The sequence below is a fragment of the Rhodoferax sp. XS2R6 genome (assembly GCF_056521365.1).
The window spans coordinates 661,860-675,281 of record NZ_JBWMAY010000002.1 but is presented as its reverse complement, the minus strand read 5'-3'; the positions used below and the strand labels follow the sequence as shown (position 1 = coordinate 675,281).

Genomic DNA, 13,422 nt, shown 5'->3' with positions numbered 1-13,422 from the left:
CCGCAAGACTTTCCGTCTACTGCGTAGCCAGGCGGTAGCCCACGCCGGTTTCGGTCAGCAGGTGGCGGGGCTCGGCCGGGTCAGCCTCAATCTTGGCGCGCAGCTGGCCCATGTAGAGGCGCAGGTAGTGCGTGTGTTCGGTGAACTCCGGCCCCCACACGTCCACCAGCAGCTGGCGGTGCGTGACCACACGCCCGGCGCTGCGCACCAAGCGCGCCAGCAGTTTGAATTCGGTGGGTGTGAGGTGCAAGGCCACACCGTCTCGCTCCACCTGGCGCAGCGTCAGGTCCACGCGCAGGCCGTCCAGCACATGCACCGTGACCGCGGGTGACAAGGCGGTACCGCGGTGGCGCAGGGCCACGCGGATGCGCGCTAGCAACTCGCTCACGCCAAAGGGTTTGGTCAGGTAATCGTCCGCCCCAGCGTCCAGTAGCAGAATTTTTTGTGCCTCCTGGTGGCGAGCAGACACCACCAGAATCGGCAGTGTGTGCTGCTTGCGCACAGCCTGCACCAGTTCCAGGCCATCGCCATCGGGCAGGCCCAGGTCCAGCACCAGCACATCAGGCAGAGCGTGTTGCAACAGGGCCTGCGCTTCACGCACCGACACCGCGGTCTGCACCGCAAAACCCTCCACCGTGAGCGAAGACTGCATCAGCGCACGGATCTCGCGGTCATCCTCCACCACCAGAACGCGCAAGCTCATGGCATATCTCCCGCCAGGGGTTGCACTACCGCGGGCAACGTCAGGGTCACGCTGCAACCACCGCCTTGGCGCTGGCGCACGTCCAATGTCGCATGGTGCGCCTGTGCAATCGCACGGCACAGGGCAAGCCCCAAGCCCGCACCATGCGGGCCAGCGCGGTCGCCGCGCGCATAGGGCTCAAACAGGGTAGCCATCTGGTCCTCGGCAATACCCGGACCGCGGTCTTTGACCGATAGCTGAACGACACCGTCTTGTGTTTTGGCCACCAGGTCGATGGTGCTGTCGCTGTACTTCAGCGCGTTGTCCAGCAGATTGCTCAGCAGCTGGGCCAGCAGCACGGCGTCCACCCGCACCAGCGGCAAATCACCCGGCACGCGGGACTGGATGCGGCGCTGCGGGTCGCGCTGGCGCACACGGGCCAACACAGCGCCCACCACCTCCTGCACCGATTCCCAGTCCGGGCGGATGTCCAGCGTGGTGGTGCTCAGCCGCACCAGCTGCAGGGTGTTTTCGGTCACGGTAGACAGGTAGCTGGCTTCATCCATGATGCTGGCCAGCAGGCGCTGCTGCTCGGCCTCACTGAGCTTGTCACGCTGGGTTTGCAGTGACGATGCCGCCCCCACCACTGCGGCCAGCGGCGTGCGCAGGTCATGCGAAATGGCGGCCAGAAAGGTACTCTGCACTTGCTGGCGCTGACTTTCTTGCTGCGCCACGCGCATGGACTGCGCCATCTGCAGCCGGGACAGGGTTTGGGCCAGCAAGGCGCACAGCGCCTGGGCATGGTCGCGGCCGGCTTCGTCATCGGCGCGCACAGTTTGAATACACACCGCACCATGCATCTGCGTCGGGCCGCCCAGTGGCAGGTACCAGGCCTCCAGCCCCGGCCAACGCCCGGTGCCCGGCCCCAGCACTGCGGCTTCGCGCATGCAGCACTGCAGGCCGTCGCGCAGCGCGGCGTGGTCATCCACCTCGGCACTCAATGCCAGTACGCTGGGGCCGACAAAGGCCTGGGCCAAGGCGCTGCGCCCCAAGTCTGCCACGGCCTGCGCAGATGCAGCGTCCGCCAAGGCGGTGGCCAGCTGTTGCAGCTGCCAAGCCCGCTCGGCATTCGCGCGGGCCAGCGCGGTCTTGCGGCGCAGCGCACTGGCCAGATGGCTGATGACCAGCGCGACCAGCAACATGGTGAACAGGCCGATCAGGTGCTCCTGGCTGTCCACCGCAAAGGTGAAACGCGGCGGCACAAAAAAGAAGTTGAGCGCGATGACCGCCACCACGGCACACAGCACCGAGGGCAGCCAGGGCAAGGTATAGGCCGCCAGCACCACGGCCAGCACGTAGAGCATGGACTGGCTGGTGAGCGAGACATGTTGGTCCAGCGCGAACCCCAGCCCGGTGGCCGCGCCCAGCAGGGCCAGCACGGTGGCGATTGGGGTCAGATAAACGCGGTGAGTGGCGGACAGGGCTTGCATGGTCACGCCAGCGTACCACCCGCCATATCAGGATCGCATTAGGAAACGCGGGGCCGCAGCCCCAGCCGCTGCGCTACTTGGCAGTACGCAACCCCACACCCAGCGCCGCACCCACGCTCAGCAGCAGCACCAGAGCCGCGCCCAGCAGCGTGGCGCCGTACCAGCCGCGGTCCATAAACACGCCGAATACGATGGGCGAAATGGCAAAGCCCGTGTCCAGGCCCGAATACACCAGACCATAGACGCGGCCCGTGGCCCCCTTGGGCGTGGCCTTTTTGATCATCATGTCGCGCGAGGGGCCGCCAATGCCAACCGCAAACCCGGTGATGGCCAGCACCACCATGGTGCCGGTGGCGCCCAGCAAGCCGGTGCCGCACAGGGCCAGCAGCACGGCACCGGCCGCCATGGCCCAGGCCACCACGCGGTCGGAATGTTTGGACTTGGCCGCCACAAAACCGCCAATGAACATGCCCACCGCGCCGCACAGCATGTAGGAAGAAATGGTCAGCGTGGCCGCTTCAAAGCTCACGCCGTGCATGGCCTTGAGGATGGACACCGCGTAGCTTTGCACCACGGCCAAGGTCATGGTGGACAGCAAAAAGAAGCCGAAGCACCACCACACTACGGGCAGTTTCATAAAGGCCAGGTCGTGTTCGGTCTTGGCGTGCTCCGCTACACGCGGCGCCACTGTGGTGCTCAGATGTTCCCGCTGCACCACCAGCAGCGCCAGGATACCGGCGTACATCACCGCTGCGGCCAGGTAAGCATTGCGCCAGCCCATCAAAGCGCCCAGCCCGGCAAAGAACACCGGTGCCACGGCCCAGCCCAGGTTGCCCGTGAGCCCGTGCGCGCTGAAGGCGTAGCCAAGGCGCGGGGCGGATACCCGCTGGTTCAGGATAGTGAAGTCCACCGGGTGGAACGTGGCGTTGCCCAGGCCCGCCAGCACCGCCACCACAAACAGGCCGGAGTAGCCCGTCACAAACGACGCCGCCACACAGGCCACCATGAACAAGACCAGGGCCACATACATCAGCGGCCGCGCACCCAGCCGGTCCACCACAAAACCTGCGCTGGCCTGGCCCACACCCGACACCACAAAAAACACGGTCATCAGCAGCCCCAGCTGCGAGTAGCTGAGCCCAAACTCCTGCATAAACACCGGAAACAGCAGCGGCAGCAGCAAATGGCCGAAGTGCGAGCTGGCATGGGCCAAGCCGACAAGGCCAATCACGGTAGCGTCCTGCTTCATGGGAACCAAGGATGCGGCGGCGGGGGAAGAAAGTGTGGCGCTGGTCATGTGGGGCATCGTACGGACGAAAGCATTTTCTTGATTACGACAAAAAGACAATAATTGTCGAAATCCCGCCAAACCTGACCCAATGATCAACGCCATGAAACGCAAGGCCCCGCTCAACTCCGTGTCCTTCGACACCTCGGCCAAACGCCCACCCACAGCCCAGCGCCCGGTGCGCAGCCGGGCCCGCTCGCTGGCCATGGACGCCCACATCGAGCCCCACCAACACCCCTGGTCGCAGTTCACCTACTGCGCCAGCGGGCTCATGCAGGTCACCGTGACGCAGGGCGAGCGGCAGACCACTTTCATCGTGCCGCCCAGCCGCGCGGTGTGGATTCCGCCCCACGTGCAACACAACGTGGTGGTGCTGGAAACCGCCGAGCTGCGCACCGTGGACATTGCCCCCAGCGTGCTGCCCGCCAGCTGGACCGACTGCCGCGTGCTGGTAGTGAGTAAGCTGCTGCGCGAACTGGTGCACGCACTGGAGGGCAGCGAACCCGGCCCACGCGATGACGCCCTGATGGCGCTGACCGCGGATGAGATGGCGCGCGCCGACATCCAGGCCCTGGGCGTGCCCATGCCCCACCCCGAACACGGTGACAAGCGCCTGCGCGCCTTGTGCGAAGCCGTGCTGCGCGACCCGGCCGAAAAAGGCCAGCTCAAGGAATGGGTGGCCGACGTGGGCGCCAGCGAGCGCACCATGGCCCGCCTGTTCCGCGACGAACTGGGCACCAGCTACCAGCAATGGCGCACCCAGGCCGTGCTGGCCCACGCCCTGCCCCAGCTCGCGCGCGGCGTGCCCATCGCCCAGGTGGCCGCCGCAGCGGGCTACGCCAGCGACAGCGCGTTTTCCGCCATGTTCAAACAGAGCATGGGCAAGGCGCCCAGTCACTTCAAGGTAACGGGCTGAGCCGGCGAGGCACAATCGTTTCAAAGGAATTTTTCATGCACTTCTCCAACTGGCTGGTCTTCTGCGGCGTCGCGTTTCTGGTCACCTTCAGCCCCGGGCCCGGCGTGCTGCTGGCCATCTCCAACGCCATGGCCCATGGCAAACGGGACTGGGTGGCCAGCTCGCTGGGCAATGCCACGGGCCTGTTCATCCTCTCCGGCGTGGCCATGGCCGGCATGGGCGCCATCCTGGCGGTGTCGGCCGTGGCGTTCACCATCCTGAAAGTGGCTGGTGCCCTATATTTGATTTACTTGGGCATCCGGCAGTGGCGCAGCCAGGCGGTGTCGTTTGCCACCCCGGAGTCCGCCACGCACGCAGCGGGCGCGCTGGCGGACAAGGCCATCACCCGCCGGCTCTACGGGCAAGGCATGGGCGTGGCGCTGACCAACCCCAAAGCTATCCTGTTTTTCTCCGCCCTGTTTCCGCAGTTCATCACGGCCGATGCGCCGGTGCTGGAACAGGTGGCGGTGCTCACCTGCACCTTCGTGGCCATGTCACTGCTCTCGCACCTGTTTTATGTGCTGGTGGCGCGCCTGTTCAAAGGGCAGCTGGCCAACCCGCGCAAGCAGCGCCTGTTTAACCGCATCTCTGGCGGCCTGTTTGTGCTGCTGGGCCTGAGCCTGCTACGCCTGAAGAACAAGGTGGCTGCCTGATCCACCCCAGCTTGCTATCAAAATAGAAGCTGCTTGCGCATATTCCACGGGGGCTAGAGGCCTATTTGATGCTTATTTAGCTCTGCACCGGCGGCTTGCGCATCTGCAGCAGGGCCACGATGAACAGGCCCACCACCACCAGGTCAAAGCCAATCGCCAGGCCCGCCGTGCCCAGATACGCCTGGCCGTAGACCAGCACCAGCCCAATAAAGGCCAGCTTGCTGACGATGGCCACCACCAACACCAGCGGGCGGCTGGCAGGGCGGTAGGCGCCGTAGATCAGCAGCGCACCCACCAGCGTGATCAGCACACCCCAGTTGCGCACCACGATGTCGGCCAGCGGCCCTTCCAGCGTAGTGCCAAAGGTCTGGCGCAAGGCGCCCTGCGGGTCGATGGCGGCATACAGCATGGTGCAGGTCAGCACGCCCGACACCAGCATGATCCACTTCAACGGTTTGGCAATCCAATACATGACGTATCCCTTCAAGACGATGATGGTTGGGCCGACGCAGGCAGTCCGAATATTTTGTCAAACGCCCAGGTAAAGCCCACGGTGTAGAAAAAGAAGAAGGCCAGCAGGCCCAGGTCCGCCACAAAGGCGGCCCACAGCGAGATGTGCAGCCAATACGCCATCACCGGCATCAGGATGATCGCCAGCCCACCCTCAAAACCCATGCCGTGCGCAAAACGGCGCAGGGGCGAACGGCCCTTGACGGTCTGGCGCGCCTCCCAGCGCTCAAACAGGCTGTTGAAGATGTAGTTCCAGGCCAGCGCAATGCTGGACATAACGGCCGACAGCACAAAGGCCGAACCGGGGGGATGGGCAAAAGCGAGCGCCAGCGTGGGCGTAACAACGGCAATGGCAATGCTTTCGTACAGGGCGGCCTGCACGATGCGGCGAGTAATGGGAGTCATCGCCCAATCGTAACGGCTGCGCCCCGCAGCGCTATATGCGCCTGCGTATCATGGCCATGGCCTGTTCATTGCATGCCCCGGGGCCTACCAAAGCCCGATTCTTGTGGAGCCCCGCCTTGCTGATTGCCCAACTGTCTGACCTGCATGTGCGCCCGCCGGGCGAGCTGTACCGCGGCGTGGCCGACTCCAACCGCGCGCTCACCAACGCCATCGTCCACCTGCACCAGCTGGACCGGCGGCCCGACCTCGTCGTCATCACCGGCGACCTGGTGGACTACGGTGAGCCCGAGGAATACGCGAACGCACGCGCCCTGCTCTCACAGCTCACCATTCCTTACCTAGTGCTGCCCGGCAACCACGACCACCGCACAGCTTTCCGCACTGCCTTTGCCAACCACACGTACCTGCCGACGGATGGCCCGCTGCACTACTGTGTGGACGACTACCCGGTGCGCATCATCGCGCTGGACTCCTGCGTGCCGGGGCAACACCATGGCGATGTCGACGCGGCTGGCCTGCAATGGCTGCAGCGCACGCTGCAGGCCGACCCACACACACCCACGCTGGTGCTGCTGCACCACCCGCCATTTGTGAGCGGCATCCCGTATCTGGACGAATACGCTTACCGCGACCCCGCGCCGCTGGAAGCTGTGCTGCGCACGGTAAGCAATGTAGAAGCCGTGCTCTGCGGCCATGTGCACCGCCCCATGGTGCGGCGCTGGGCCGGCACCGTGGTGGCCAGTTGCCCCAGCACCACCACCGAGATCGCGCTGCAACTGGCGCCCAACGCCGTGCCCCAGTCCTTTATTGGCCCCGCAGCCGGCCTGCTGCACCTGTGGCAACCCGCGCATGGGCTGGTTACCCACACCAGCTACATCGGCCAGTACCCGGGGCCGTATCCCTTCTTCTGACCCCAGCACACCAAAGCAGTGCGTCAAATCTGGCACACCAATTGCTTGATCTACATCAGAGTAGAAGCTGTCAGTAACCACCGGGCACCCGCCCCAGGTTATCGGTCATTGCTCTGGTGACGGTAGTGCCGTCGCATGCTGAAGGTTCGCTTGCAGCATTTGGGTTCGCACCCAACAGAGACTGGCAGCCCCTGGGCTGCCGCCTGGCCCGGCACTGTCGTCTTTCCATATCAACTTTTGGAGAGATTGACGATGCAACGCAAACTGACCCAACACTTCACTCGCCTCGCCTGCGCCACCGCGCTGGCAGCCCTGTCTAGCGCCACCTGGGCGCAAGACAAAGTCACCCTGCTCACCTCCTGGTACGCCCAGGCCGAGCACGGTGGTTTCTACCAGGCGCAGGCCACCGGCCTCTATAAAAAGTATGGCCTGGACGTCACCATCAAGATGGGCGGCCCCCAGGTCAACGGCATGCAGCTGCTCACCGCAGGCCAGGCCGACTTCATCATGGGCTACGACTTCCAGACGCTCAATTCCATTGAGAAGGGCCTGCCCGTGGTCACCGTGGCCGCGTCTTTCCAGAAAGACTCGCAAGGCCTGTTGGCCCATGCGGATGTGAAGGGTCTGGACGGCCTGAAAGGCAAAACCATCCTGGCCAACAGCTCGGCCCAGACCAGCTGGCTGCCCTGGCTGCTGACCAAATACGGCTACGGCGCGGAGCAGGTGCGCCCCTACACCTTCAACCTGCAGCCCTTCTTTGCCGACAAGAACGTCTCGCAAAGCGCCTACCTCTCGTCCGAGCCCTTCATCGCCCAGAAGAACAATGTGCCGGCCAACTTCTTCCTGTTTGGGGACTATGGCTACCCACCCTACGGCACCACCATCGTTACGCAGCAAAAGATGGTGAGCGAAAAGCCCGAGGTGGTGGCCCGCTTTGTGCGCGCCACCATGGAAGGCTGGAAGAGCTACCTGGCCAACCCCGCGCCCGGCAATGTGCTCATCAAGCAAGACAACCCCAAGATGGAAGACGACCTGATCGCCTTTGCCGTCAAGCGCCTGAAAGAAGTGAAGGCCGTGGACGGTGGCGATGCAGCCACCCAAGGCGTAGGCACCATGACCGATGCACGCTGGGAGCAGACCTACAAGTTCATGGTCTCGGCCAACCTCATCAAGCCCGGCACCGACTGGAAGAAGGCCTACACCACCCAGTTCGTCAAAGACCTCAAGGTCATGCCCTGAGCCCCGCACGCACACACCCCAAGGAGTCACCATGGTGATGTACACCGAACCCGTGCGTGCGCTGCGGCCCACGCTGGACATAGGGCCCTGGCTGGACGGCAGCGACAAACCCGGCGTGGCCCGCGCGCTGGACCGCATCTGCCGCGAGATTGGCTTCTTCTACCTGGTGGGCCACGGCCTGGCCGGTGAAGAGATGGAGTCCATGCTGGCGCAGGCGCAACGCTTCTTCGCCCAGGGCGATGCCGCCAAACAGCGGCTGGCCGTGAACACCGCACGCCGCGGCTACGAGAGCATCGGCTCGCAGGCGCTGGATGTGGATTCGCCGCCCGACCTGAAGGAGTCGTTTCTGCTGGGCCACGAAACCCCGGCAGACCACCCCTTTGTGCAAGCCGGCCTGCCCAACTACGGTGCCAACCAGTGGCCCACCGAGGCCGAGCTGCCCTGGTTTCGCACGCTGTGCGAGCTGTACCTGCAAAAGGTGAGCAGCATCTCGGAAACGCTGATGCGCATCTTTGCCGTGGCCACCGGCGAGCGTGAGGATTTTTTTGACGAAGCCCTCATCGACCCCATGGCCACGTTGCGCCTGCTGCATTACCCGCCGCAGGCCAAGGTGGTGAACAACCAGATTGGCTGCGGCGCGCACACCGACTGGGGCGCCTTCACCATCCTGCTGCAAGACGCCACCGGCGGCCTGGAGGTGCAAGCCGCCAGCGGCGAGTGGCTGTATGCCGACCCGGTGCCCGGCGCCTTTGTGGTGAACCTGGGCGACATGATGCCGGTGTGGACCAACGGGGCGTACCACTCCAACGGCCACCGCGTGCGCAACCGCTCGCCGCAGAAGCACCGCTACTCCATCCCCTTCTTTCAGGACCTGAACTACCACACGCGCATCGCGTGCCTGAAGGCCTTCCGCACGGGGGACGACACCGAGCTGCCCACCCGCACTGCGGGCGAGCACTTTGAGTTGATGTACCGGCTCACGCACGAGGCGGCCCTGGCTGCCTAGTGCGATGTGCCCTGCTGGCGAAGGCGACCATTCTGGCGCGCCGGCCAGCGCCGCTGCACCTGTTTGCACAGGCGCAGTGGCAAATCTGGAGATACGACTATGTTGGTCACCCAACAACCTGTGCTGCGCCGCTTCTGGTACGCACTCATGCCCATCAGCCAGCTGGACGATGGCCCCAAACCTTTCACGCTGCTCGGCGAAAACCTGGTGCTGTGGAAGAAGGCAAATGGCGAACCCGCCGCCCTGCGCGACCGCTGCTGCCACCGCACCGCCAAGCTGTCCAAGGGTTTTGTCGAAGGCGACCACATCGTCTGCGGCTACCACGGCTGGACGTATGACTGCAGCGGCAGCTGCGTGCGCATTCCGCAAAACCCCGACGCCGCCATCCCCGCTGGCGCCAAGGTGCCCGCCTTCCACTGCCAGGAGAAATACGGCTACGTGTGGGTAGCGCTGGAAGACCCGCTGCGCCCCATCCCCCACTTTCCTGAAGACGGCGCGCCGGGTTACCGCCGCATCTTCCAGTTCTATGAAGAGTGGAAGACCAGCCCGGTGCGCGTGATGGAGAACTCGTTTGACAACTCGCACTTCAGCTTTGTGCACAAGGCCAACTTCGGCATCCTGAACCAGCCCGTGCCACAGAAGTACGAGCTGGCGGAAACCGACTTTGGCTTTGAGGGCGAGACCACCATCCCTATCAACAACCCGCCCGCCGGCCACCGCGTAACCGGCAGCACCGCGCCCACCACCACGCGCCGCCTGGCCAACAAGTACTACCTGCCCTTCTCGCGCCGCTTTGGCTGCCACTACCCCGACAGCGGCATCGACCACATCATCTACAACTGCGCCACCCCCATCAGCGACGACCGCCTCATGCTGGTGCAGTGGCTGTACCGCAACGACACCGAAGAACAGTGCAGCACGCAGGAGCTGATCGACTGGGACGCCACCATCACCGGCGAGGACCGCGACATCCTGGAAGCCACCGACCCCGATGCCTGCATAGACACCCGCCGGCGCCAGGAATTTCACATGCCGTCCGACAAGCCCGGCCTGCTGATACGCCGCATGCTGATGGACGTGCTGGCCGAACACGGCGAAGTGGAAATGCACGCCGGCAACCGCCGCACCGTGGTGCCCATCCACCCCGAATCTTCTGTGAAGGAGTGACCATGCTCATGAAAACCAGCACCGACACGGCCATTGCCGACGACGAAGCCCCGGCACTGCAGCTGCCCGATGCACAGACCGTGCTGCACGCCAACAAAGTGGAGAAGACCTATGGCAACGGCACCCACGCACTGGCCCGCATGAGCCTGCGTATCCAGCGTGGCGACTTTGTGTCCCTGCTCGGCCCCTCGGGCTGCGGCAAGAGCACGCTGCTCAAGATGTTTGCCGGGCTGGAGGAACCCAGCCACGGCCACATCCGCTGGGCCGGGGCCGACCAACCATCCAAGTCCGGCCTCACATCGGCCATGGTGTTCCAGGAGGCCACGCTCATGCCCTGGGCCACCGTGGCCGCCAATGTGCGCCTGCCGCTGGACCTGCAAAAAGTGCCACGCCACGAGGCCGATGCACGCGTGGCGCAGGCCCTGGCGCAAGTGGGCCTGGGCGCCTTTGGCCATGCCTACCCGCGCGAGCTGTCGGGCGGCATGCAGATGCGCGCCTCCATCGCGCGGGCCTTGGTGACCAAGCCCGATGTGCTGCTGATGGACGAACCCTTTGGTGCGCTGGACGAGTTCACCCGCAACAAGCTCGACACCGACCTGCGCGCACTCTGGCAGGCCACGGGCCTGACGGTGGTGTTTGTCACTCACAGCATTTACGAGGCGGTGTTCCTCTCCAGCCGCGTGGTGATGATGGCCGCGCGCCCCGGCCGCATCGTGGCCGATGTACCGTTGCCCGAGCCCGACCGCTCCGAGGCCTACCGCCTCTCGCCCCCGTTTGCCGAGCATTGCCGCGAGCTGTCCACCCTGTTGATGGCCGCCAGCGACCCAGCCGATTTGCACTAAGGAGCACCCGCCATGCAAACCTCATTTTTCAAAAACGCCAACACCCTCAAATGGCTGGCCCCGCTGGTCGTGGGTGCCGTCTTTCTGCTGCTGTGGCAGGGCATCTGCACCGCCTGGCAGGTGCCGGTCTACCTGGTTCCCAAGCCCAGCGACATTGCGCACACGCTGCTGACCGACGGCCCCTCGCTGCTGCTGTCGCTGGGCACCACGCTGAAGATCACCGTGCTGGCCTTTGTGCTGGCCACGGTGCTGGGCGTCATCGCGGCCTTTCTGTTTGTGCAGAGCCGCTTCATCGAGGCCAGCCTCTTCCCCTACGCCATCCTGCTGCAGGTCACCCCCGTGGTGGCGGTGGCGCCGCTCATCATCATCTGGGTCAAGCAGCCCACGCTGGCGCTGGTCATCTGCGCCACGCTGGTCACGGTGTTTCCCATCATCTCTAACACCGTGCTGGGCCTGCGCAGCGTGAACCCCGGACTGGTCAACCTGTTCAAGCTCAACCGCGCCAGCCGCTGGCAAACGCTGGTGCGCCTGCGCATCCCCAGCGCACTGCCCTTCTTCTTTGGTGGGCTGCGCATCTCCAGCGGGCTGGCCCTCATCGGCGCCGTGGTGGCCGAGTTTGTGGCCGGCACCGGCGGCACCGGCGCGGGCCTAGCCTACGAGATCTTGCAGGCCGGTTTCCAGATCAACATCCCGCGCCTGTTCGCCGCACTCGCCCTCATCTCGCTCACCGGCATCGCCCTCTTCCTCAGCATGGACTGGCTCAGCAAAAAAGCCCTGGGCCACTGGCACGACAGCGCGCAAGGCGCCTAACAACAAACTTCGCTATGACCTCTACCCTCATCCGCAACGCCGCCGCCATTGTCACCGGCCAGCGCGGCGCCGTCTCGCGCAGCGCCGGGCCCGACATCCGCATACGCGGGAACTTCATCGACGCAATCGGCCAGCTCACGCCCGAGCCCGGTGAACGCGTGGTGGACGCCACCGACTGCGTCGTCTACCCCGCCTGGGTCAACACCCACCACCACCTGTTCCAGTCCCTCATCAAGGGCGACGCGCACGGACTAGACCTGCCGCTCACCGCCTGGCTGGCCGCCACGCCCTACCGCTTTCGCGCCGCGTTTGATGAAGGCCTGTTCCGCACCGCCGTGCGCATTGGCCTGCTGGAGCTGGCGCTCTCGGGCTGCGGCACCGTGGCCGACCACAACTACCTGTACTACCCCGGCATGCCGTTTGACAGCTCGGCCATTCTGTTTGAAGAGGCGCAGCGCATGGGCCTGCGCATGGTGCTGTGCCGTGGCGGCGCCACCAAGGTGCGCCAGCTGGAGGCCGAACTGCCCCAAGCCCTCCGCCCCGAATCGCTGGACGCCTTTTTAGGCGATGTGCAACGCCTCACCGCGCGTTACCACGACGCATCCCCCAACGCCATGTGCCGCGTGGTCATGGCGCCCACCACACCGCCCTACTCCATGGCGCCTGCCGAACTGGTGGAGTGCGCCCGCACCGCGCGCGGCCTGGGCATCCGCCTGCACTCGCATTTGTCAGAGACGGTGAGCTACCAGGACTCCGTGCACAGCATGCACGGCATGAGCCCGGTGCGCTTTGTGGCCGAGCACGAATGGCTGGGCAGCGATGTGTGGTTTGCGCATCTGGTGAAGCTCGACGCCGAAGAGATAGCCCTCTTGGGCAGCACCGGTACCGGCATCGCCCACTGCCCGCAAAGCAACGGCCGCTTGGGCAGCGGCATTGCGCCCATCCTAGCGCTGCAGGCGGCCGGCGTGCCCATCTCCATGGGCGTGGACGGCGCAGCATCGAATGAGGCGGCCGACATGATCTCCGAAGTGCACGCCGCCTGGCTCATGCAGCGCGCTGCGGTGGGTGACCGCTGCCAGCCCCTCTATCGCGGTGGCAAGGGTGAAGGAGAAAGCACTGCTGTGACTGCCGACGACGTGGTGGCCTGGGGCACATCCGGCGGCGCCAAGGTGCTGGGCCTGGACGCCATAGGCACGCTAGCCCCCGGCATGGCCGCCGACATCGCGCTCTACGCGCTGGACGATCCGCGTTACTTTGGCCTGCACGACGTGGCCGTGGGCCCGGTGGCCAGTGGCGGGCGGCCGGCGCTCAAAGGGTTGTGGGTGAATGGGCAGCGGGTCGTGGAAAACGATGTGCTGCGGGGGGTGGATGTGGGGGAGCTGAGGGCGGAGGCGCGGGGGGCGGTGCGGAGGTTGATGGCGGGATAAGGCCTTAATTCAGATGGTCAAACCAAATATCTCCTAA

Annotated in this window: 14 protein-coding genes; 9 read left to right on the top strand and 5 right to left on the bottom strand. The window is 65.0% G+C overall.

The window, feature by feature from the left end; translation table 11 throughout:
- Positions 1-16 precede the first annotated feature (16 nt).
- The 3 genes from AC097A_RS09690 to AC097A_RS09680 form a co-directional block, all read right to left on the bottom strand.
- Entirely contained in the window at positions 17-703 is a 687-nt protein-coding gene (locus AC097A_RS09690; protein WP_479620666.1) for a response regulator, read from the bottom strand.
- Positions 700-2,172: a sensor histidine kinase gene (locus AC097A_RS09685; protein WP_479620665.1), complete on the bottom strand. Its 1,473-nt coding sequence runs from the start codon at positions 2,170-2,172 to the stop codon at positions 700-702. Before AC097A_RS09685 ends, AC097A_RS09690 begins: the two co-directional genes overlap by 4 nt.
- A 73-nt stretch (positions 2,173-2,245) precedes the next feature.
- On the bottom strand, positions 2,246-3,469 hold the full coding sequence (locus AC097A_RS09680; RefSeq protein WP_479620664.1) for an MFS transporter: 1,224 nt from the start codon (positions 3,467-3,469) through the stop codon (positions 2,246-2,248).
- 94 nt (positions 3,470-3,563) lie between these two features.
- Between AC097A_RS09680 and AC097A_RS09675 the strand changes: the two genes are divergently transcribed.
- Positions 3,564-4,376: an AraC family transcriptional regulator gene (locus AC097A_RS09675; RefSeq protein WP_479620663.1), complete on the top strand. Its 813-nt coding sequence runs from the start codon at positions 3,564-3,566 to the stop codon at positions 4,374-4,376.
- Between the two features lie 35 nt (positions 4,377-4,411).
- A complete protein-coding gene (locus tag AC097A_RS09670; protein WP_479620662.1) occupies positions 4,412-5,068 on the top strand; it encodes a LysE family translocator in 657 nt (218 codons plus the stop codon).
- A gap of 76 nt (positions 5,069-5,144) precedes the next feature.
- Here the strand turns inward: AC097A_RS09670 and AC097A_RS09665 are convergent, their stop codons facing one another.
- Entirely contained in the window at positions 5,145-5,540 is a 396-nt protein-coding gene (locus tag AC097A_RS09665) for a hypothetical protein (protein ID WP_479620661.1), read from the bottom strand.
- Positions 5,541-5,551: 11 nt separating this feature from the next.
- The gene (locus AC097A_RS09660) at positions 5,552-5,983 is read right to left on the bottom strand and encodes a PACE efflux transporter (protein WP_479620660.1); all 432 of its coding nucleotides are present in this window, start codon (positions 5,981-5,983) and stop codon (positions 5,552-5,554) included.
- Between the two features lie 35 nt (positions 5,984-6,018).
- Between AC097A_RS09660 and AC097A_RS09655 the strand changes: the two genes are divergently transcribed.
- The 7 genes from AC097A_RS09655 to AC097A_RS09625 all read left to right on the top strand — a co-directional run bounded on the left by AC097A_RS09655 (position 6,019) and on the right by AC097A_RS09625 (position 13,385).
- On the top strand, positions 6,019-6,894 hold the full coding sequence (locus AC097A_RS09655; RefSeq protein ID WP_479620659.1) for a phosphodiesterase: 876 nt from the start codon (positions 6,019-6,021) through the stop codon (positions 6,892-6,894).
- A gap of 252 nt (positions 6,895-7,146) precedes the next feature.
- Positions 7,147-8,133 carry an ABC transporter substrate-binding protein gene (locus AC097A_RS09650; protein WP_479620658.1) on the top strand — a complete coding sequence of 329 codons (987 nt, stop codon included), beginning with the start codon at positions 7,147-7,149 and terminating at the stop codon, positions 8,131-8,133.
- Between the two features lie 31 nt (positions 8,134-8,164).
- Positions 8,165-9,139, top strand: a complete 975-nt coding sequence (locus tag AC097A_RS09645; RefSeq protein ID WP_479620657.1) for an isopenicillin N synthase family dioxygenase — start codon at positions 8,165-8,167, stop codon at positions 9,137-9,139.
- Between the two features lie 99 nt (positions 9,140-9,238).
- Complete coding sequence (locus AC097A_RS09640) at positions 9,239-10,306, top strand: aromatic ring-hydroxylating dioxygenase subunit alpha (RefSeq protein WP_479620656.1); 1,068 nt, start codon at positions 9,239-9,241, stop codon at positions 10,304-10,306.
- A gap of 8 nt (positions 10,307-10,314) precedes the next feature.
- Positions 10,315-11,148, top strand: coding sequence for an ABC transporter ATP-binding protein (locus AC097A_RS09635; protein WP_479620943.1), 834 nt, complete (start codon positions 10,315-10,317; stop codon positions 11,146-11,148).
- A 12-nt stretch (positions 11,149-11,160) separates the two neighbouring features.
- Positions 11,161-11,958, top strand: coding sequence for an ABC transporter permease (locus AC097A_RS09630; RefSeq protein ID WP_479620655.1), 798 nt, complete (start codon positions 11,161-11,163; stop codon positions 11,956-11,958).
- Positions 11,959-11,972: 14 nt separating this feature from the next.
- Positions 11,973-13,385, top strand: a complete 1,413-nt coding sequence (locus tag AC097A_RS09625) for an amidohydrolase family protein (protein WP_479620654.1) — start codon at positions 11,973-11,975, stop codon at positions 13,383-13,385.
- Positions 13,386-13,422: the final 37 nt, after the last annotated feature.

Bases quoted from the DNA above. Each gene is read 5' to 3' on its own strand.
- AC097A_RS09640 (WP_479620656.1), top strand. From the start codon at position 9,239: ATGTTGGTCACCCAACAACCTGTGCTGCGCCGCTTCTGGTACGCACTC.
- AC097A_RS09655 (WP_479620659.1), top strand. From the start codon at position 6,019: ATGCGCCTGCGTATCATGGCCATGGCCTGTTCATTGCATGCCCCGGGG.
- AC097A_RS09665 (WP_479620661.1), bottom strand. From the start codon at position 5,540: ATGTATTGGATTGCCAAACCGTTGAAGTGGATCATGCTGGTGTCGGGC.
- AC097A_RS09685 (WP_479620665.1), bottom strand. From the start codon at position 2,172: ATGCAAGCCCTGTCCGCCACTCACCGCGTTTATCTGACCCCAATCGCC.
- AC097A_RS09680 (WP_479620664.1), bottom strand. From the start codon at position 3,469: ATGACCAGCGCCACACTTTCTTCCCCCGCCGCCGCATCCTTGGTTCCC.
- AC097A_RS09630 (WP_479620655.1), top strand. From the start codon at position 11,161: ATGCAAACCTCATTTTTCAAAAACGCCAACACCCTCAAATGGCTGGCC.
- AC097A_RS09670 (WP_479620662.1), top strand. From the start codon at position 4,412: ATGCACTTCTCCAACTGGCTGGTCTTCTGCGGCGTCGCGTTTCTGGTC.
- AC097A_RS09675 (WP_479620663.1), top strand. From the start codon at position 3,564: ATGAAACGCAAGGCCCCGCTCAACTCCGTGTCCTTCGACACCTCGGCC.
- AC097A_RS09660 (WP_479620660.1), bottom strand. From the start codon at position 5,983: ATGACTCCCATTACTCGCCGCATCGTGCAGGCCGCCCTGTACGAAAGC.
- AC097A_RS09690 (WP_479620666.1), bottom strand. From the start codon at position 703: ATGAGCTTGCGCGTTCTGGTGGTGGAGGATGACCGCGAGATCCGTGCG.
- AC097A_RS09625 (WP_479620654.1), top strand. From the start codon at position 11,973: ATGACCTCTACCCTCATCCGCAACGCCGCCGCCATTGTCACCGGCCAG.
- AC097A_RS09650 (WP_479620658.1), top strand. From the start codon at position 7,147: ATGCAACGCAAACTGACCCAACACTTCACTCGCCTCGCCTGCGCCACC.
- AC097A_RS09635 (WP_479620943.1), top strand. From the start codon at position 10,315: ATGAAAACCAGCACCGACACGGCCATTGCCGACGACGAAGCCCCGGCA.
- AC097A_RS09645 (WP_479620657.1), top strand. From the start codon at position 8,165: ATGGTGATGTACACCGAACCCGTGCGTGCGCTGCGGCCCACGCTGGAC.